Below are 17,724 nucleotides of genomic sequence, written 5' to 3' on the forward strand. Positions count from 1 at the left end.
CGATTCCTTCCTTACGCCGACAGCTCGACCAGGGTGGCATTGGCGGTGCCGCCGCCCTCACACATCGTCTGGAGGCCGTAGCGGATCCCGTTGTAGCGCATGTGATGGATCATGCGGGTCATCAGAATGGCGCCCGATCCGCCGAGCGGGTGCCCCAGCGCGATCGCGCCACCCAACGGGTTGACCAGAGCGGGATCGGCACCGGTCTCCGCGAGCCAGGCCAGCGGCACCGAGGCGAAGGCTTCGTTCACCTCGAAAACGCCGACCTCCGGGAGGTCGATGCCCGCCTTGTTCAGCACCTTCTCGGTCGCCGGAATCGGTCCGGTCAGCATGAAGACCGGATCTGCCCCTGTGACGGCACCGGCGCAGTACCGCACGATCGGCGTCAACCCCAGTTCGCGCGCCCTGTCCGGTGTCGTGACGAGCAGAGCGGCTGCCCCGTCGGCGATCTGCGAGGAGTTGCCTGCGTGGATCACACCGTCGTCCTGGAACACCGGCTTCAGCGCAGCGAGCTTGTCGACGTTGGTGCCCCGTCGCACGCACTCGTCGACGGCGACCACTCCCGCCTCAGTGGATACGGGAACGATCTGGGTGTCGAAGGCACCGTTGTCCAGAGCGGTTGCCGCGCGGTCGTGTGAAAGACTGGCGAACTCGTCGAGCCGGCTCCGGGACAGACCCCACTTCTGGGCGATCATTTCCGCGCCGACACCCTGGTTGAACTGGAAATTGTCGTAACGGGCAAGCGCTTTGGGCCCGTACGGCGCGCCGGAAGCTTTCGCCGCTCCGAGCGGCACCCTGCTCATGACCTCGACACCGCCTGCTACGACGACGTCCTGCTGCCCCGACATCACCGCGTGCACCGCGAAATCGATCGCCTGCTGGCTCGACCCGCACGCTCGGTTGATCGTCGTTCCGGGAACGGTTTCGGGCCACCCCGCGGCGAGTACGGCGTAGCGGCCGATGTTGCTCGACTGATCTCCGACCTGGGAGACGCACCCCCAGATCACATCGTCGACGATGCCGGGATCGAGCCGGGTGCGTTCGGCGAGCGCTGTGAGAACCATTGCCGACAGGTCTGCCGGGTGCACGCCGGACAGTCCGCCGTTCCGCTTCCCCACCGGGGTACGGACCGCCTCGACGATTACTACCTCACGCATTGACTTCTCCTACTGTCGGTCTGTCCATGGTTCGAAGGTCGGCGGCGTCGCGCGCACGGGCGACCGCCCAACGACCCGTGAAATGTGGTTCGCGTTTCTCCGCGAAAGCGGCGTATGCCTCCGGAGCATCCGCGGTGGCGAAATTGACCATCTGCGCGCGGGCCTCGTTCGCCAGCGCATCGCGCATCGTTCGGTCGGCTCCCTCGTTGAGCAGCGCCTTGCTTTGCGCGAGTGCAACCGGCGGGCCTGCCACCAGTCGCTCGGCGAGGTGGGTGACGAAACCATCGATGTCCGCGGCCGGCACCACCCAGGTCACGAGATTGAGGGCGTGTGCTTCTTCGGCGTCGATCATCTCGGCCAGCAAGGCAAGTCGCTTCGCCTGCTGTAGTCCCACCAGTTTCGGCAGCAGCCAGGAGCCGCCCAGATCCAAGGACAACCCACGCCGCGTAAAGATCTGGGAGAACTTCGCTTCCGGCGTGGCAATCACGAAATCGCATCCCAGTGCCAGGTTCCATCCGGCACCGACAGCCACACCGGTCACCTTGGCGATCGTCGGTTTCGGCAGCTCGTGCAACAGCATCGCTACGTCGGTCAGGCGCCGCATCTTGTCTGTCGGGTGGTCGCCGCTCGGGGCAGCGATGTCAGCGCCCGAGCTGAATGCCCCGCCGGCCCCGGTGACAACCACCGCACGTACCGCACGATCGGTTCCGGCTGCGACGAGCGCATCCCGCAATACGGTCCACAACTCCGCGTTGATGGCGTTCTTGCGTTGCGGCCGGTTGAGCGTCAGAGTTCGCACGCCGTCGCGGTCCCGGCACAACAGGATGGAACTGTCAGTCACAGTGTTTCCCCTTCACAGGCACATCAGCGGTAGATGGGCCCGACGGCGCCCTGCTCCCGCAGCCGGGCGAGGTCGGCTTCGGCAATCCCGAACTCGGTGAGTACGGAGTCGGTGTGCTCCCCGAGACCTGGCACCGCCGCCATCGGAGGGTCGTAACCGGCGATGATGGGCGGCGGCAGCAGTGAGGGGATCGGCCCTGCCGGTGTCTCGATCTGCCGCCAGCGGTCGCGCGTCGTGAGCTGCGGATGCCGCAGAACCTCACTCGGGAGGTTGTACCGAGAGTTGCCGATACCCGCGGCGTCGGCAGTCTTCTGCACGTGGGCGAGGTCGTGGAGCGCACACCATGCACCGATGGCCTCGTCGAGCTCGGCACGGTGCATGACCCGGCCGGAGTTCGTCCCGAATCGGTCGTCGTCGGCAAGGTCACTGCGCTGCAGTATGTCCCGCGCCAACCGCTGCCATTCCCCGTCGTTCGTGGTGCCGAGTACCACGGTTTGTTCATCGGCGGTCCGGTAGGCGCCGTACGGCGCGACCGCAGGCGACGACATTCCGAGCGGCTGCTGATCTACCCCGGAATGCCGTGTGTAGGTGAGGGGGTAGCCCATCAGTTCCGTCATAGTGTCGAACATGCTGACTGTGACCGCGCCGAAACGAGCACCCAGTTCAGGACGACGCCCCTTCACGCACAGCAAAGCGAGGATCGACAACGCGGCATACAGTCCAGAACTGACATCGGCTACCGGGGGACCCGGTTTGGCCGGCTCACCCGGAAATCCGGTTACCGCGCATGCGCCCGACTCCGCCTGCACGAGAAGGTCGTACGCCCGCTTGTGCGACAGTGGCCCGCCCGACCCATAGCCGTCGATCTCGACCGCGACGAGCTCCGGGTAGCGCGTTGCCAGATCTGCGGGCGCGATACCGAGGCGGGAAGTGGCCCCCGGCGCGAGGTTGGACACCAGCACGTCGGCGTTGCCGAGTAACCGGTGCAGCATCTCGATCCCGTCGTCGGTTTTCAGGTCGAGTGTCACGGACTCCTTACCGCGATTGGCCCAGACGAAATGGGCTGCCATGCCGTCGACGACGTCGTCGTAGTGGCGGGCGAAATCACCACCTCGCGGATTTTCCACCTTGATCACGCGGGCACCGAAGTCCGCGAGCGTCTTGGTGCACATCGGGGCTGAGACGGCCTGCTCGATCGTGACGACCGTGATGCCTTCGAGTGGGCCGCCCGACGCCGCAGGTTCGGCCATCACATCACCATGCCGCCGTCCACCGGCAGCACCTGCCCGGTGACGAAGGAGGCGGCATCGGAGGCGAGGAAGACGAAGGCACCGGCGATCTCTTCGGGTTCGGCCCAGCGTCGCAGTGGGATGCGGTTCAGCATCTGGGCGGCGAACTTCTCGTCCGTACGTATAGTTTCCGTCATCGGGGTGGCAGCGAGTGGTGCCAGCGCGTTGACGAGGATGTTCTTGCGGGCCAGTTCACGCGCCAGCGACTTTGTCATGCCGATGATGCCGGCTTTGGCGGCGGAGTAGTTCACCTGACCGAGCGTGCCGGTGATGCCAGCCGAAGAGGTCACGTTGATGATCCGTCCGGTCCCATCGGTGGCAAGGAAGGGCAGTGCTGCCTGGGCGCAGTGGAAGGCTCCGAGCAGGTGTATGTCGAGCATCCGCTGGAAGGACTCCTCCTGCAGATCGGCGAACATGGCCGGTGCAGTCACTCCGGCGTTGTTCACGAGTACGTGGAGGACGCCCTCGGTGAAACCGGCCGCCCTGGCCACCGCCGCGTCGGCGGAGTCCTTGTCGCGGACGTCCAAGGCGATGCTGTCGGCCTTACCCCCGCGCGCCGAAATCTTCTCGGCCACAGCCGCGGCGGCGGTGGCATCGACATCCGTGACGAGCACGGCAGCGCCCGCGGCAGCGAGTGCCTGCGCAACTGCCGAACCGATACCCCCGGCGGCACCGGTTACCAGCGCAGACCGTCCGGTCAGATCGAACAACCCAATATTGTCGGCCATCAGTAGCTCCTCGGCAATCCCAAAGTGTGTGATCCTAGATAGTTCAAAATCATTTCCTGACTGATCGGTGCAATTCGCATCAGCCGGGCCTCGCGGAAGTAGCGGGCGACATGATATTCCTCCGAATACCCCATTCCACCATGGGTTTGCAGCGCTCGGTCCGCAGCCGCGAACCCGGCCTCCGCGCAGAGATACTTGGCGGTGTTCGCCTCACGCCCGCACGGCTGACCGTTGTCGTAGAGCCAGGTGGCCTTTCGAAGAACCAGTTCGGCCGCATCCAGATGCGCCAAGGCATCGGCGAGTGGAAACTGGATGCCCTGGTTCATTCCGATCGGCCTGCCGAACACTTCGCGTTCCTTGCCGTACTTCACTGCCTTCTCGAGCGCTACCCGGCCGATCCCCAGCGCTTCGGAGGCGATGAGCATCCGCTCGGGGTTCAGGCCGTCAAGCAGATACTTGAAGCCCATGCCTTCCTCACCGACGCGGTCCTCGACGGGAATACGGAGATCGTCGATGAACAACTCGTTGGAGGTGACCGCATTTCGCCCCATTTTTGCAATCGGACGGATGTCCACGCGGCTGCGATCGAGATCGGTGAGAAACAGCGTCATGCCATCGGTCTTCTTGGATACGTCGTCGTAGCGTTCGGTGCGGGTCAGCAGGAGAATTTTCTCCGACTCCATCGCCTTCGAGATCCACACCTTGCGGCCGTTCACGACGTAGTGGTCGCCTTGCCGCCGCGCGAAGGTCGAGATGCGCGAGGTATCCAGCCCCGCACCCGGCTCGGTAACCCCGAAACAGACGTGGAGGTCGCCCGAAGCGATGCGCGGTAACGTCCGCTGCTTGAGTTCTTCGGATCCGTGCACCACAACTGGGTGCATTCCGAAGATCGACAGATGAATGGAGCTCGCGGCGTTCATACCACCGCCGGATCGGGCAACTTCCTCGAGTAGCAAGGTTGCCTCAGTGATTCCGAGCCCGTGTCCGCCGTACTCCTGCGGCATCGTCATTCCCAACCATCCACCGTCCGCGATGGCGGCATAGAACTCCGTGGGGAACTCGTGTGCGCGGTCCTTCTCCATCCAGTACTGGTCGTCGAACCGTTTCACCAACTCGCCGACCGATTTCCGGATCAATTTCTGATCCTCGGTCAGCTCGAAACTCATGCCACCGGGCACAGCCATTACTCTGCTCTCTCTCATTTCAGCCTGCCGCCGACGGAACCGTCGAACACGTCTCTGCGTGCCCAGACCGTTTCCGCTCAGTCGGAGGCGGGAAGGGCTTTTGCGGCCTTGATGGTCATGGGGACGCCGTCGCAGCTCAGCTCTCCCACGCCGGGGGACGTGCAGAGCACCTCCAGGGTCTCGCTCGCATCGACATAGCGTTTGCCGAGGAGTGTGCGGGGATCGGTCATTCCGGCTGTGGAAGGCCGACCGCCGGTAGCGGGGACCATCGGTGTGCCACCGCAGGCGATGAGCGGCGCACCCTCGGCCGGGGCACGCACGACGATCACTCGAGTGGAGCAGACGGTACTGGCGAGCTGCTCACCGGGACGCAGCGGTGCTGATGTGGTCACGATGAATCTCCCTTTCGACGAAGCGGTCAGCGGGCAGGTCGAGGACATGGGGACCGCTGATGTGGAGCAGAAGCATTACCGGGTGTCTCCGCTTTCTGACCCGGACACCCACGATGGTCGCTCTCTTACTACCTGGAAACTATCCTCTCGTTTACAGAGAATCAAGCTGTACAGAGTCGTGTACACGCGATGAGGAGGCTGTCGACCGGGCGGTGACCTCACTTGAGATGGTCCCGCCCGACGCTCGGCGAGGGATGCCGTTGACCGCGGTCCGAGGGCGGATTTACCGCAGAGATTGACTATCGGAGCATCTCGTGGAAACCTAGTGCTCATATTTGAGAATACAATTCTCATCGAGAGGAGGTTACGAATGCCCTTACTGCCCCCGCTGCCCGCAGACCGCTGGGACGACAAAGCACGATTCGCCTTCGCCGGGATGCTTCCGAGAGAACGGCAGAATCCGGAAGGGGCGGGCACAGCGTTGGCGACACTCGCTCGCCATCCCGACCTGACAAAGGCATTTCTCGGTCTCAGCGTTCACCTGCTGTACCGGTCGACCCTGCCCGCACGCCTGCGCGAGCTGGCAATACTGCGGGTCGCGTATCGCCGCGACTGCTTGTACGAGCTGACACACCACACAGAGCTCGGCAGAGAAGTAGGACTGTCCGAGGAGGAGATCGCCTCCGCGCAGCGTGGCGAAGCCGCCGACGACTTCGAGCAGAAGTTGCTCGCGGCCGTGGACGAACTCGACGAGACGTCCCGCCTGTCGGACCGGACCTGGGCCGCGCTCGGTGAGCGTCTCGATGAACGGCAGCAAATGGACCTGGTCTTCACGATCGGCGGCTACACCATGATGGCCATGGCTTTCAACACATTCGGCATAGAGCTCGAACAGGAAAGGTAGACCCGTGCCCCACTTCGCGAAACCAGCTGCGGGAAGCTGGACAAAGAGTTTCCCCCAACTCGGTACCGAGCCGGTCGATTACACCGACTCCACTGATCCCCAGTTCTACGAAGACGAGCGGGTCGCAATCTTCAAGCGCACCTGGCTGCTGGTCGGGCGCGTCGAACAGGTGCCGAAGACCGGTGGTTACTTCACCAGAGAACTGAAGGCCGCCGACACCTCACTGATCATCGTCAAGGGGGCCGACGGTACGATCCGCGCCTTCCACAACGTCTGCCGCCACCGCGGTAACAAGCTGGTGTGGAACGACTTCCCGCAGGAAGAAACCTCCGGCACCTGCCGTCAGTTCACCTGCAAGTACCACGCGTGGCGCTACAGCCTCGAAGGCGAGCTCACGTTCGTGCAGCAAGAGGGCGAGTTCTTCGACCTGGACAAGAGCAACTACGGCCTCAAGGACGTGCGCTGCGAGGTCTGGGAAGGCTTCATCTTCGTCAACCTCGATCCCGAAGCAGTATCGCTGGAGGAATACCTCGGCGACTACGGCCAGAGCCTCAAGGGATACCCCTTCCACGAGATGACCGAGGTCTACAGCTACCGCTCCGACATCGCGAGCAACTGGAAGCTGTTCATCGACGCGTTCGCCGAGTTCTACCACGCGCCTGTGCTCCACCAGAAGCAGGCAACCAAGGACGAGGCCGACAAACTCATCGGCTACGGCTTCGAGGCACTGCACTACGAGCTGCAGACTCCCCACTCGATGATCTCCTCCTGGGGTGGCATGTCGCCGCCGAAGGATCTCAACATGGTCAAGCCGATCGAGCGAGTCCTGCGCAGTGGTCTCTTCGGTCCGTGGGATCGTCCCGACATCGAGGGCCTCGATCCGTTGCCGCGCGGCATCAACCCGGCCGGCGCAAAGCCCTGGGGCATCGACGAATTCGAGATCTTCCCCAACTTCTCGCTCCTGTTCTGGGCACCGGGCTGGTACCTCACGTACCAGTACTGGCCGACAGAGGTCGGTCGCCACACCTTCGAGGCGAACCTCTACTTCGTTCCCCCGAAGAACACGCGCGAACGCCTCGCGCAGGAGCTGGCTGCGGTGACTTTCAAGGAGTACGCACTCCAGGATGCCAACACCCTCGAGGCAACCCAGTCGATGCTTGCCACCGGCACCGTCACCGACTTCCCGCTCTGCGATCAGGAAGTTCTTCTCCGCCACCTTCACAAGACCGTCAAAGATTACGTCAAGGAGTACCGTGATGGCTCTGCCAACTGAGTTCGCCGACCTCGAGCCGTACGCCGGCTGGGCCCTGCAGACCGAACCCGAGCGTTATGCAAAACGCCTCGCCTCCACCATGCCCGAGATGCAGGAGTTCTACGACGCCGCGTTCGGCCGCCTCGAAGACGCGATCACGTATTGCGACAAGTTCGACTTCGACGACCTGCCCGACGACGCCCGCTCCCTCGTGCACCTGATGCAGTCGCTCGTCATGGTGTCGTTCCCGATCGAGGTGTGGAAGCAGGCCCGGGTGCCCGACAGCGGCGCGGCGTGGGTCGATCTCATCAAGGAACCGGTGGTCTGACATCATGCTGACACTGAAGGCGGCCGGGCTACTCGACATCGATTCCGGCGAGATCATCCGACCCGGCATCCTCCACATCGAGGACGATCGCATTGTCGGTGTCGGCTCTGACGCCGGCAATGCCGGCGACCACGCGGAAGGGGAGGTGCTGGATCTCGGCGACCTGATCCTCCTTCCCGGCTTCATGGACATGGAGGTCAACCTCCTGATGGGTGGGCGGGGAGAGAAGCCCGTGTACTCCACCGTGCAGGACGATCCTCCGCTGCGCATGCTGCGTGCGGTGGGCAATGCCCGCCGCACGCTGCACGCCGGTTTCACCACCGTCCGCAATTTGGGACTCTTCGTCAAGACGGGCGGCTACCTACTCGACGTCGCGCTCGGCAAGGCGATCGACGCCGGCTGGGTCGACGGTCCCCGGATCGTGCCGGCCGGACACGCGATCACCCCCACCGGTGGCCATCTCGACCCCACGATGTTCGCGGCGTTCGCCCCCGGTGTTCTGGACCTCACCATCGAGGAAGGGATCGCCAACGGGATCGACGAGGTACGCAAGGCCGTCCGCTATCAGATCAAGCACGGCGCACAGCTGATCAAGGTGTGCGTCTCGGGCGGGGTCATGTCGCACACCGGACTTCCCGGTGCGCAGCACTATTCGGATGAGGAACTACGGGCCATCGTCGACGAGGCTCATCGGCGCGGGTTGCGCGTCGCGTCGCACACACACGGCGCGGATGCGGTACGTGCGGCGGTGGAAGCAGGCATCGATTGCATCGAGCACGGCTTTCTCATCGACGACGATGCCATCGACCTCATGGTCGAGCGCGGTACCTACCTGGTGCCCACCACCCGGCTCGCGGATGCCATGGACGTCTCGCATGCCCCTGCCGATCTGCAAGCCAAGGCCGCCGAGATGTTCCCCCGCGCACGCACTTCGGTGCTTGCGGCATACAAGGCAGGCGTGAAGATCGCCGTTGGCACCGATGCACCCGCGATTCCCCACGGCAAGAACGCCGACGAACTCGTCGCCCTCGTGGAGCGAGGTATGCCGCCCTTGTCGGTGCTGCAGGCAGCGACCACCACGGCCGCCGATCTGATCGACGTGACCGACCGGGGACGGCTCGCGGAGGGCCTGCTGGCCGACATCATCGGTGTTCCCGGTGACCCGGTGGGCGACATCACCGTGACCCAGAACGTGCGGTTCGTCATGAAAGGCGGCAAGGTCTATGTCAACAAATGACGACCTGATGGAAATTCAGCAGTTGCTCGCCCGCTATGCGGTGAACATGACCAAGGGCGACGTCGAGGGGGTGATCGGTGTCTTCACTGCTGACGGCACCTACAGCGCCTTCGGTGACGCATTTCCCCTCGATCAGTTCCCCGAACTGGTCGCTGCCGCACCCAAGGGTCTGTTCATGACCGGTACGCCCCTCATCGAGTTGTCCGGCGACACGGCAACCGGGACCCAGCCACTGTGCTTCGTCGACGAGGCGACGCACGACATGCGAATCGGGTACTACAACGACACCTATGCCCGGACCACCGACGGCTGGCGGCTTCGGACACGAGCCATGACGTTCATTCGCCGTAGCGGAGCGCATGATTCGGGGCGCCCGCACGCCTTCGAACGTCCTGGCGCATGAACGTCACGGAATTTCGGGCAGGTCTGCGCGTCTGGCTCGAAGACAACGACCTGTCCGCCGGGCCCGATCATTCACTCGACGGACAGGTCGCGCAGTTGGCCCGGGTGCGTGGCGCCCTCTACGACGCCGGTTGGATGCGCTACGGCTGGCCCACCGAGGTCGGCGGTGTAGGCGGGCCAGCGGTGCTTCGCGCCGTCCTCGGCGAGGAAGTGGCGACCCGCGACCTGGCCGAGCCCGGAATCTATTCGATGATCGAAGTGCTCGCTCCGACCATGATCTCGTACGCCCGCCCGGAGTTGGCGGCCGAGATGGTGCCGTTGCTGCTCAGCGGCCACGAGCAGTGGTGCCAGGGCTTTTCCGAACCCGGTTCGGGAAGCGACCTCGCGTCGCTGACCACCCGCGCGGATCCCCGCGGTGACGGCACATGGGTGATCAACGGGCAAAAGGTCTGGACGAGCCTCGCCCAATACTCCACCCGCTGTGTCCTACTCACCCGCACCGCGCCGGGTCATGGCGGTATCACCGCCTTCTTCGTCGACATGAACACACCAGGCATCACCGTCAGGCCGTTGCGCACGATGCACGGCGTCGACGAGTTCGCCGAGGTGTACTTCGACGATGTGGTCGTTCCCGAGGATCGCATGCTCGGCCGCCCGGGCGACGGATGGCGGGTGGCCATGGACTTACTCCCTCACGAACGGTCCACCTGCTTCTGGCACCGAATCGCCTATCTGTTCACCCGTCTCGATCGATTGCTGACGGAATCGAATACCGCGACGTCGGACGACGGCGATCTCGGTGCGGCATACCTCGCGCTCCACACCGCTCGGTGTCGCTCCCACGCCACCCAGCAGCGACTGGCAGATGGAGCCCAGCTCGGCCCGGAGACCTCCATCGACAAGGTATTGCTGGCCACCGCCGAACAGCGACTGTTCGACACCGCCCGAGACCTGCTCCCCGGGGTGCTCGAACTCGGCGAGAACGAGTGGCGCACGGAATTCCTGTATTCCCGCGCCGCGACCATCTACGGCGGCACCGCGGAAATACAACGCAACATCATCGCGCGCCGGCTACTCGACCTGGGGGCGGAATGACCGTGTACGACGTGGAGCTCACCCTCCTCGAGGACACACTTCGCAAAACGATGACCACCCGATCGGGCGCAGATCTCGATACCGCCCTCACCGAACTCGGGTGGCACGACATGCTCACCGAAATGCCAGACCTCGCAGTGCCGATGGTGTTCCGGCTCCTCGGGGAGACCGGCGCACACGGACCCTTCCTCAATGACGTGGTGCTGGACGAGGCAGGACTCCCCGTCGGTGGCGCCGTCCCCCTGCCGTACACCGGAGGCTCCTCGGTTCTGTGGGACCGCATCGACAAGGCGACCACACCGCAGTACAGCACACTGGACAGTGAACTACCGCTGACGATCGTCGACCCCGGAAGTCCGGTTCCGCTTGCTGCGGGCCGCCGAGCGCTCGGTTGGTGGTTGACCGGTACCAGCCGAGCCATGCTGTCCCTTGCTCGAACACACGCGCTGGGTCGTACACAGTTCGGCAGGCCGGTCGCCGCATTCCAGGCCGTACGGCATCGGCTCGCGGAGACCCTCGTCGCCATCGAGGGCGCCGAAGCAACCCTGGCCGCCGCCACCGACGACCTCGGCTCCCTGCTCGCCAAGGCTGCGGCCGGCCAGGCGGCGCTCACTACGGCTCGTCACTGCCAGCAGGTGCTCGGTGGGATAGGTTTCACCGCCGAACACGATCTACACCGGCACATCCGGCGCGCGCTGGTGCTGGACGGCCTCCTCGGCAGTGCGCGAGAGCTCACCCGCGAAGCAGGCGCGACGATCCGGGCCGAAGGATCGGCGCCGCGCCTCGTCCAGCTCTGACACCGGCTATGACCGAGCGGCCTCGTCAAGGCCGCTCGGCCCGGGATGATTCGAGAACCAAAGACTCTCTTCCCGGAGTCGGGCGCTTCTCCAGCCATCCGGAGTACGCACCACTTCGTGGTGGTAGTTGCCCCCGCAGTAGGTCATGCCGCTCACGCCGGGTAGTTGCATGGGATTGAAGAACATTGCCCGCACCTTCGCGGTGGCGCCATCGAGATCGATCTCGATATTCGTGACGAAATGCTGCGTCAGCGGAACCTGGGTCAGCGCATCCCGGAGAAGGGCGACCACCTCGTCTCGCGGCCCGGGCGGGTACCCGACCGAGCTGTAGTCGAGGTGAGCGTCCTCCGTGAACACTGAAGTCAGCAGCGCCCAGTCTTTCGTGTCGACCGCTCGCGCGTACCGATACATCAGCTCCGCGATCTCGGCCTTGTCCTGCACCACTCGGATATTCATGTGGTTCCTCACCTCTCGACAAGCACAATCGACCCCCCGCAGGTAGCTCACCACACAAGCACTCCGCCGCCTGCAGAATGTAATTCTCGAATTTCAGAATGTCCTTTCCAAAGGGCACTCGACTCGGGCATAATTCATGGATGACCACTAGTGCTTCCCTACATGACCTGACCGGCAAGGTTGCCGTCGTCACCGGCGGATCCCGCGGTATCGGAAGAGCCATCGTGCAGGCTCTCGCCGAGGCGGGGGCCGACGTCGTCATCGCCTCACGCAAGCTCGCTGCATGCGAGCTCGCGGCCAAGGAGGTAGAGACGTCCACCGGCAGTCGAGCGTTTCCCGTAGCCTGTCACGTCGGACGCTGGGACCAGTGCGACCAGTTGATCGAACAGACCCTGGCGCATTTCGGAAGGCTCGACGTACTGGTGAACAACGCCGGAATGTCACCGCTGTACGAGAACCTCGACGACATCACCGAAGAGCTGTATGACAAGACGTTCGCTGTCAACCTCAAGGGACCGTTTCGGCTTGCCGTTCGAGCCGCCACCCACATGGCCGAAAACGACGGTGGCTCCATCATCAATGTCGGTACCGCGGGGTCCCTGGTGGCGAGCGCGCGTCAGTTGCCCTATGCCTGTGCCAAAGCAGGGGTGAATGCACTCACGGTCGGCCTGGCCGATGCATTCGCGCCGAAGGTCCGGGTGAACGCAATCCTGCCGGGCCCCTTCCTGACGGATGTCTCGAAGTCGTGGGCGCCGGCTGAAGGCGAGGAAGCGTCGTTCGTGCCGCTGCGTCGCATGGGGAAGCCCGAGGAACTCGGACCTCTCGCACTCCATCTCGCCAGTGACGCATCGAGTTTCACTACCGGCGCTATCATCCGGGTCGACGGCGGCGTCACCAAAAAGGTCTGACGACTTACCCCCGATGGTGGGCCCCGCTTACGGGACCCACCATCGGAGTCGACACTTCTACTGAATCCAATTACTGGATTTTTGCCTTCATCTCGTCCAGCTTCATCAGAATCGGGTAGCCACTGACACTCAAGGCGTTGCCGTGTCCGGACTGATGGATGTCGAACACCGACTGGATTGCAGCGTAGAAACCTTGCACGTCCAGCGTCTGGTTGACCGCGCGCTTGGCCTGGCGCAGCCCGAACGAGGGCATCGTGGCGATATGTTCGGCAAGGGCCCGAGTCTCCGCGTCGAGCTGATCGCGCGGCACTACCTTGTTCACCATGCCGACCTGCTCGGCTTCCGCGGCCGTCACCGGACGGCCGGTGAAGAGAATTTCCTTCGCCTTGCGGGCGCCGAGTTCCCAGGTATGGCCATGATATTCGACTCCTCCGATGCCCATCATCACCACCGGGTCGGAGAAGGAGGCATCCTCGGCAGCGACGATCAGGTCGCACGGCCAGCACAACAACAGCCCGCCCGCGATGCAGCGCCCCTGGACGGCCGCGATCGACGGCTTCGGAACATTGCGCCAACGCAGCGAGTACTCCAGATAGCGACGGGTCTCCGCCCCGTAAATCCATTCCAGGGTGATCTCCGCGGGAGCCGGCCACCGATCGTTGAGGTCGTGACCGGCCGAAAAGTGTTTCCCCTCGGCACGCAAGACGATCACCGCCACATCAGGGTCCTCTGCCGCCTTGGTCCAGGCTGCATCGAGTTCGTCGAGGAGGGCGCCGTTCTGGGCATTGGCGGCCTCGGGGCGATTGAGTGTGATGGTCGCGATCTTGTCGGCGACCTCGTAGTCGATATACATGTCGGGCTCCTCAGCTTCGGGGTAGGCCGAGCACGCGCTCGGCGACGATCGTGCGCTGAATCTCGGACGTGCCGCCGGCAATGGTGCCGGCGAAGCTCCGCGCATAGCGTTCGAACCAACTCGACGCGAAATGGTCGTTGTTCCAGGGTGTGTACGGTGCCGTCAGCGCGGGGTGGACCAGACCGTCGAACCCGGCGCCGTCCAGCGCGTGCTCCGAAGCGGTCTGCACCGCCTCGGATCCCAGGATCTTCAGAACCGACAGGGCCGCTACGTCCTGCTCACCCCGGTCTGCACGGGCCAGCGCCGCAGAGCCCAGCAGCCGCAGCGCCTGATTGTCCATGGCGAGCGTGGCATAGCGATCACGGTCGAGCGCCGTGACAGGCCGGAAATCCTCGACGAGATCCTGTAGTCGATCGGCGAAACCCAGCCACAACAGGGTGCGTTCGTGGCCAAGGGCACCGTTCGCAACGCCCCAGCCCTGGTTCAGCCCACCGACGAGGTTCTCCACAGGCACCCTGACGTCCGTGAAAAACACTTCGTTGAAGTCGAAGTCGTCCTCGGCACACACGGAGGCGAAGGGACGGCGCGTGACCCCCGGGGTGTCGGTGGGAATCAGAAGCACGCTGATTCCCTTGTGCTTCGGAGCGTCGGGATCGGTGCGGACGAAGGTGAGCAACACGTCGGCCTCGTTGGCACCGGACGTCCACACCTTCTGGCCGTTCACCACGAAAGAGTCACCGTCGCGCACCGCGCGTGTACGCAACGACGCGAGGTCGGAGCCCGCACCGGGTTCACTCATGCCGAGCGCAGCAGTGATCTCGGCACGCAGAATGGGTGCAGCCCAACGTTCCTTCTGTTCCGGCGTACCGAACGACAACAACGAGGCCGCGATGATGCCGAGGCCCTGGGGGTTGAAGCTGTGATAGATCCGGCGCCGGGAAAGTTCCTCGAGATGCACGTACTGCTGCAGGATACTGGCATTGCGGCCGCCGAACTCGGGAGGGTTCCCAGGGAGCAGCCAGCCGTTGTCGAACTGCTTCCGCTGCCAGCGGCGGGCCCACTCCGGAACATCCGCACTGGAGCGGGGTCGTTCCCCCGCCTCGGCCTCGTCGGGCAGATGTTCGGCGAGGAAGGCCAGGAACTCGGCCCGGAATTCTTCGACGTCGGCATCAAAGGTGAGTTGCACGGTACTCCTCGGCGATGAGCGCCCGATGTTCGGCCGCGCCGCCGAGCAGGAGCTCGCCGGCTTTGGCGCGCTTGAGCGCGAACTGAAGGTCGTTTTCCCAGGTGAATCCCATGGCTCCGAACAGCTGCAGGCCGTTGCGGAAGACCAGCGACTGGCACTCCCCCGCCGCGGCCTTGGCCATTGCCGCAGCCACACGGCGGCGGGGATCGTCGGCGGCGATCGTGAGGGCGGCATAGTAGGCGAGTGCGCGGGCACGTTCGACGGCCACGTGCATGTCCGCTGCTTTGTGCTTGACCGCCTGGAAGGAGCCGATCGGAGCACCGAATTGATTGCGGCCCTTCACATGAACGAGCACTGAGTCGAGAATGCGCTGGCAAGCTCCGACCATCGTCAGCGCCATGCCGGTCAGCGCCAGCTGACGAGCGCGCTCCGGATCGGCGGCACTGCGGTCGCTTTCGCTCACGCGAACCCCACTGAAGGTCACCTCGGCAAGGTGCAGCACGGGATCGAATATCAGACTGCGCGTTGCGGTCACCCGTTCTGCGGGAACCACGAAGACGCCAGCGCCCGTCACCACAGCCAGCAGATCTGCGCGATCTCCGTCCATGACTCGGTGGGCGGTGCCGTTCAGGAGCCAGCCACGACCGTCGCGGTGGGCGCTCACACCGTCGAATACCGCCGCGCCGGACTGCGCAGGATTGGCACACCCTACGGCCAGAGGAGCGAACTGGGTCATCGTCGCGAGGTAGGGCGTGGGATCGGTAGCTCGGCCCAGCTCTTCCAGGACGATCGCCAATTCGACGGCGACGTCGGCTTCCGCCAGCTCGGTCCACCCGAGGTCGACGTACACCTTCCATAGAGGACCGGGGTCACCACCATCGTCGACGATCCCGCGGATCAGGGTGGGCGGGCACTCCTTGGCCGTGACTTCTCGGACGGTTTTCTGCCACAACCGCTGATCGGAGTCGAACTCGAAAAGCATCCCGGCTTGCCTCCTTGCCAGAGCTGCGAATGGTCTAGCGAGAATAACATTCTCGCTAGACGAAAGTAAGAGTTCCACTTTTGCCCGAAGCCGGCAGGCTGGCGACCCAACGCCATGCTCCTCTCCGGTACAGTGGATACATGTTTGCTACACACAGAGGGGGGGTCCGGCGGTGACCGAAATCAGCGAAGAGCCGGCCTGGAAGCAGCGCGCGGTCGAACGCTCCATCAAAACCGCCAAGCTTCGCGCCGAGCAGCGGGTGCAGAAATTCCTCGATGCAGCGCAGGCGATCATTACTGAAAAGGGCAGCACCGACTTCACGGTGCAGGAGCTCGTCGACCGGTCCAAGCAGTCGCTGCGTAGCTTCTACCTGCAGTTCGACGGCAAACACGAACTTCTCCTCGCCCTGTTCGAGGAAGCACTGACCCGGTCTGCCGATCAGATCCGCGCCGCGGCGGCCAACGAGACCGACCCACTCGACCAGCTCCGCGTCGCCGTCGAGTTGCTGTTCGAGTCGTGCCGCCCCGACCCGGTGGCGCATCGTCCTCTGTTCACCGACTTTGCCCCGCAGTTGCTGATTTCCCATCCCGCCGAGGTGAAGGTCGCGCACTCGGCGCTGCTCTCGCTGTTTACCGAGCTGATGGAGCAGGCCGAAGCCGCAGGTGAATTGCGCGCCGAGATCAATCCGCGCCGAATGGCCGCCATGACGATGCAGACGGTCATGTTCATCGCTCAGTCCAGCGGCGGCAACGACGACACAACCGTCCGTCCCATTTCCGCCGACGAGGTCTGGGCTTTCTGCTCGCGGGGTTTCGCGCACTCCTGACGAGAACGGTATTCTCAACGAGAGAAACATCGATTACAGTCGATCTGTGCCCGAGTTATGGAACGACCTTCTCGCCTGCCTCGATCTGCGCCCCTACCCACCCGACCCCGATCACCCCACGGTCGCGGTGTTCGAGGGAAGCAACCAGAAACTGGACTACCACCGACTGTTCGGTGGACAAATCCTGGGCCAGTTCCTGGAGGCGGCTCGTCTCACCTGTCCGAGCAAGAGCGTCAAATCGATGCATGCGCTGTTTGCACGGGAGGGCCGCGCCGACGAGCCGGTCCGGTACGAGGTCACGACTCAGCACGAAGGCCGATCGTTCGCAACCCTGGCGGTCGTCGCCCGGCAGTCGGAACGGGTGGTCGCGACTGCCGCGATCTCCCTGCATTGCGGTGAGGACGGACCCGAACATCAAAGCGTTCCGGCGGTTCCGGCCGTCCTTCCGGAAGAATTCCGGGTACACCTCGACCTTCTCCCGTGGGAGACCCTCGCCGCCGCCGACCTGAACGCAACGGCAGCCGCAACCCCCGAGTTCGAATTCTGGATGCGCACACCGGAAGTCGCCGATGAGTTGGCCGAGGCGCTCACTGCGTACGCCACCGATCTGAACCTTATCGGCACGGCGCTGCGCCCACTTCACGGGCTCAGCCAACTCGGTAACGGCACGGCATTCACCTCTGCCGTCACCTCGCACAGCCTCTGGTTCCATCGGCCCTTCCGCACCGACAGGTGGCTCCTCCTTCGCCAGCACAGTCCACTGCTGGCGCACGGCCGCTGCTTCGGCCGTGGCGATGTTCTCACCGAGGACGGGAGCCTCGTCGCGTCCTATGCGCAAGAAGCCCTCCTCCGCATCCACTCGTGACACCCGCTTCGTGGTGGCACGTCGACCGATCAAAGGTGTGAC

The 17,724-nt window shown here is 64.2% G+C and carries 20 protein-coding genes; 10 read left to right on the forward strand and 10 right to left on the reverse strand.

Going from position 1 to position 17,724, the window contains the following annotated elements; all coding sequences use genetic code 11:
- Positions 1 to 11 precede the first annotated feature (11 nt).
- From L1080_RS20580 to L1080_RS20605, 6 genes are all read right to left on the reverse strand, one after another.
- Positions 12 to 1,157, reverse strand: a complete 1,146-nt coding sequence (locus L1080_RS20580) for a thiolase family protein (protein ID WP_159919395.1) — start codon at positions 1,155 to 1,157, stop codon at positions 12 to 14.
- Positions 1,150 to 1,998, reverse strand: coding sequence for an enoyl-CoA hydratase/isomerase family protein (locus L1080_RS20585; RefSeq protein WP_159919393.1), 849 nt, complete (start codon positions 1,996 to 1,998; stop codon positions 1,150 to 1,152). The genes L1080_RS20580 and L1080_RS20585 overlap by 8 nt, the downstream gene beginning before the upstream one ends.
- Positions 1,999 to 2,021: 23 nt before the next feature.
- Complete coding sequence (locus L1080_RS20590) at positions 2,022 to 3,248, reverse strand: CaiB/BaiF CoA transferase family protein (RefSeq protein ID WP_250770967.1); 1,227 nt, start codon at positions 3,246 to 3,248, stop codon at positions 2,022 to 2,024.
- Positions 3,248 to 4,015 (reverse strand): SDR family NAD(P)-dependent oxidoreductase, encoded by a 768-nt coding sequence (locus L1080_RS20595; protein ID WP_204164876.1) that lies wholly within the window; start codon positions 4,013 to 4,015, stop codon positions 3,248 to 3,250. Before L1080_RS20595 ends, L1080_RS20590 begins: the two co-directional genes overlap by 1 nt.
- The gene (locus tag L1080_RS20600; RefSeq protein WP_250771128.1) at positions 4,015 to 5,181 is read right to left on the reverse strand and encodes an acyl-CoA dehydrogenase family protein; all 1,167 of its coding nucleotides are present in this window, start codon (positions 5,179 to 5,181) and stop codon (positions 4,015 to 4,017) included. Before L1080_RS20600 ends, L1080_RS20595 begins: the two co-directional genes overlap by 1 nt.
- Positions 5,182 to 5,276: 95 nt before the next feature.
- Positions 5,277 to 5,591: a hypothetical protein gene (locus L1080_RS20605; protein ID WP_159919391.1), complete on the reverse strand. Its 315-nt coding sequence runs from the start codon at positions 5,589 to 5,591 to the stop codon at positions 5,277 to 5,279.
- Between the two features lie 370 nt (positions 5,592 to 5,961).
- Between L1080_RS20605 and L1080_RS20610 the strand changes: the two genes are divergently transcribed.
- Genes L1080_RS20610 through L1080_RS20640 form a run of 7 tightly spaced genes read left to right on the forward strand, consistent with a single transcriptional unit; the run spans position 5,962 to position 11,606 of the window.
- Entirely contained in the window at positions 5,962 to 6,495 is a 534-nt protein-coding gene (locus L1080_RS20610) for a carboxymuconolactone decarboxylase family protein (protein ID WP_159919389.1), read from the forward strand.
- Positions 6,496 to 6,499: 4 nt separating this feature from the next.
- On the forward strand, positions 6,500 to 7,768 hold the full coding sequence (locus L1080_RS20615; RefSeq protein ID WP_159919387.1) for an aromatic ring-hydroxylating oxygenase subunit alpha: 1,269 nt from the start codon (positions 6,500 to 6,502) through the stop codon (positions 7,766 to 7,768).
- A complete protein-coding gene (locus tag L1080_RS20620) occupies positions 7,752 to 8,075 on the forward strand; it encodes a hypothetical protein (RefSeq protein WP_159919385.1) in 324 nt (107 codons plus the stop codon). Before L1080_RS20615 ends, L1080_RS20620 begins: the two co-directional genes overlap by 17 nt.
- Positions 8,076 to 8,079: 4 nt before the next feature.
- A complete protein-coding gene (locus L1080_RS20625; RefSeq protein WP_159919383.1) occupies positions 8,080 to 9,312 on the forward strand; it encodes a metal-dependent hydrolase family protein in 1,233 nt (410 codons plus the stop codon).
- Positions 9,299 to 9,715, forward strand: a complete 417-nt coding sequence (locus L1080_RS20630; protein ID WP_109326987.1) for a nuclear transport factor 2 family protein — start codon at positions 9,299 to 9,301, stop codon at positions 9,713 to 9,715. The genes L1080_RS20625 and L1080_RS20630 overlap by 14 nt, the downstream gene beginning before the upstream one ends.
- Positions 9,712 to 10,809, forward strand: coding sequence for an acyl-CoA dehydrogenase family protein (locus tag L1080_RS20635; protein ID WP_250770970.1), 1,098 nt, complete (start codon positions 9,712 to 9,714; stop codon positions 10,807 to 10,809). Before L1080_RS20630 ends, L1080_RS20635 begins: the two co-directional genes overlap by 4 nt.
- Positions 10,806 to 11,606, forward strand: a complete 801-nt coding sequence (locus L1080_RS20640) for an acyl-CoA dehydrogenase family protein (RefSeq protein WP_250770973.1) — start codon at positions 10,806 to 10,808, stop codon at positions 11,604 to 11,606. The genes L1080_RS20635 and L1080_RS20640 overlap by 4 nt, the downstream gene beginning before the upstream one ends.
- A gap of 6 nt (positions 11,607 to 11,612) precedes the next feature.
- Here the strand turns inward: L1080_RS20640 and L1080_RS20645 are convergent, their stop codons facing one another.
- Positions 11,613 to 12,062 (reverse strand): nuclear transport factor 2 family protein, encoded by a 450-nt coding sequence (locus tag L1080_RS20645; protein WP_159919377.1) that lies wholly within the window; start codon positions 12,060 to 12,062, stop codon positions 11,613 to 11,615.
- 140 nt (positions 12,063 to 12,202) lie between these two features.
- On the opposite strand from L1080_RS20645, the gene L1080_RS20650 reads away from it, so the two are divergent.
- On the forward strand, positions 12,203 to 12,970 hold the full coding sequence (locus L1080_RS20650; protein WP_250770975.1) for an SDR family NAD(P)-dependent oxidoreductase: 768 nt from the start codon (positions 12,203 to 12,205) through the stop codon (positions 12,968 to 12,970).
- A gap of 70 nt (positions 12,971 to 13,040) precedes the next feature.
- On the opposite strand, the gene L1080_RS20655 is transcribed toward L1080_RS20650, so the two are convergent.
- The 3 genes from L1080_RS20655 to L1080_RS20665 are packed head-to-tail and all read right to left on the reverse strand — an operon-like array spanning position 13,041 to position 15,991.
- A complete protein-coding gene (locus L1080_RS20655) occupies positions 13,041 to 13,823 on the reverse strand; it encodes an enoyl-CoA hydratase (RefSeq protein ID WP_159919373.1) in 783 nt (260 codons plus the stop codon).
- Positions 13,824 to 13,833: 10 nt separating this feature from the next.
- Complete coding sequence (locus tag L1080_RS20660) at positions 13,834 to 15,009, reverse strand: acyl-CoA dehydrogenase family protein (RefSeq protein WP_159919371.1); 1,176 nt, start codon at positions 15,007 to 15,009, stop codon at positions 13,834 to 13,836.
- Positions 14,993 to 15,991: an acyl-CoA dehydrogenase family protein gene (locus L1080_RS20665; protein ID WP_250770977.1), complete on the reverse strand. Its 999-nt coding sequence runs from the start codon at positions 15,989 to 15,991 to the stop codon at positions 14,993 to 14,995. The genes L1080_RS20660 and L1080_RS20665 overlap by 17 nt, the downstream gene beginning before the upstream one ends.
- 172 nt (positions 15,992 to 16,163) lie before the next feature.
- On the opposite strand from L1080_RS20665, the gene L1080_RS20670 reads away from it, so the two are divergent.
- Both L1080_RS20670 and L1080_RS20675 read left to right on the forward strand, forming a co-directional pair.
- Positions 16,164 to 16,817, forward strand: coding sequence for a TetR/AcrR family transcriptional regulator (locus L1080_RS20670; protein ID WP_159919367.1), 654 nt, complete (start codon positions 16,164 to 16,166; stop codon positions 16,815 to 16,817).
- Positions 16,818 to 16,863: 46 nt separating this feature from the next.
- Positions 16,864 to 17,682: an acyl-CoA thioesterase gene (locus L1080_RS20675; RefSeq protein ID WP_250770981.1), complete on the forward strand. Its 819-nt coding sequence runs from the start codon at positions 16,864 to 16,866 to the stop codon at positions 17,680 to 17,682.
- The last annotated feature ends 42 nt before the right edge of the window (positions 17,683 to 17,724 follow it).

Source organism: Rhodococcus sp. MSC1_016, assembly GCF_023667485.2.
Classification (GTDB): Bacteria; Actinomycetota; Actinomycetes; order Mycobacteriales; family Mycobacteriaceae; genus Rhodococcus_F; species Rhodococcus_F oxybenzonivorans.

Excerpts from the sequence above, each read along its gene's own strand:
- L1080_RS20580 (WP_159919395.1), bottom strand. The coding sequence starts at position 1,157 with ATGCGTGAGGTAGTAATCGTCGAGGCGGTCCGTACCCCGGTGGGGAAG.
- L1080_RS20590 (WP_250770967.1), bottom strand. The coding sequence starts at position 3,248 with ATGGCCGAACCTGCGGCGTCGGGCGGCCCACTCGAAGGCATCACGGTC.
- L1080_RS20595 (WP_204164876.1), bottom strand. The coding sequence starts at position 4,015 with ATGGCCGACAATATTGGGTTGTTCGATCTGACCGGACGGTCTGCGCTG.
- L1080_RS20600 (WP_250771128.1), bottom strand. The coding sequence starts at position 5,181 with ATGAGTTTCGAGCTGACCGAGGATCAGAAATTGATCCGGAAATCGGTC.
- L1080_RS20610 (WP_159919389.1), top strand. The coding sequence starts at position 5,962 with ATGCCCTTACTGCCCCCGCTGCCCGCAGACCGCTGGGACGACAAAGCA.
- L1080_RS20620 (WP_159919385.1), top strand. The coding sequence starts at position 7,752 with ATGGCTCTGCCAACTGAGTTCGCCGACCTCGAGCCGTACGCCGGCTGG.
- L1080_RS20625 (WP_159919383.1), top strand. The coding sequence starts at position 8,080 with ATGCTGACACTGAAGGCGGCCGGGCTACTCGACATCGATTCCGGCGAG.
- L1080_RS20630 (WP_109326987.1), top strand. The coding sequence starts at position 9,299 with ATGTCAACAAATGACGACCTGATGGAAATTCAGCAGTTGCTCGCCCGC.
- L1080_RS20635 (WP_250770970.1), top strand. The coding sequence starts at position 9,712 with ATGAACGTCACGGAATTTCGGGCAGGTCTGCGCGTCTGGCTCGAAGAC.
- L1080_RS20640 (WP_250770973.1), top strand. The coding sequence starts at position 10,806 with ATGACCGTGTACGACGTGGAGCTCACCCTCCTCGAGGACACACTTCGC.
- L1080_RS20645 (WP_159919377.1), bottom strand. The coding sequence starts at position 12,062 with ATGAATATCCGAGTGGTGCAGGACAAGGCCGAGATCGCGGAGCTGATG.
- L1080_RS20650 (WP_250770975.1), top strand. The coding sequence starts at position 12,203 with ATGACCACTAGTGCTTCCCTACATGACCTGACCGGCAAGGTTGCCGTC.
- L1080_RS20655 (WP_159919373.1), bottom strand. The coding sequence starts at position 13,823 with ATGTATATCGACTACGAGGTCGCCGACAAGATCGCGACCATCACACTC.
- L1080_RS20665 (WP_250770977.1), bottom strand. The coding sequence starts at position 15,991 with ATGCTTTTCGAGTTCGACTCCGATCAGCGGTTGTGGCAGAAAACCGTC.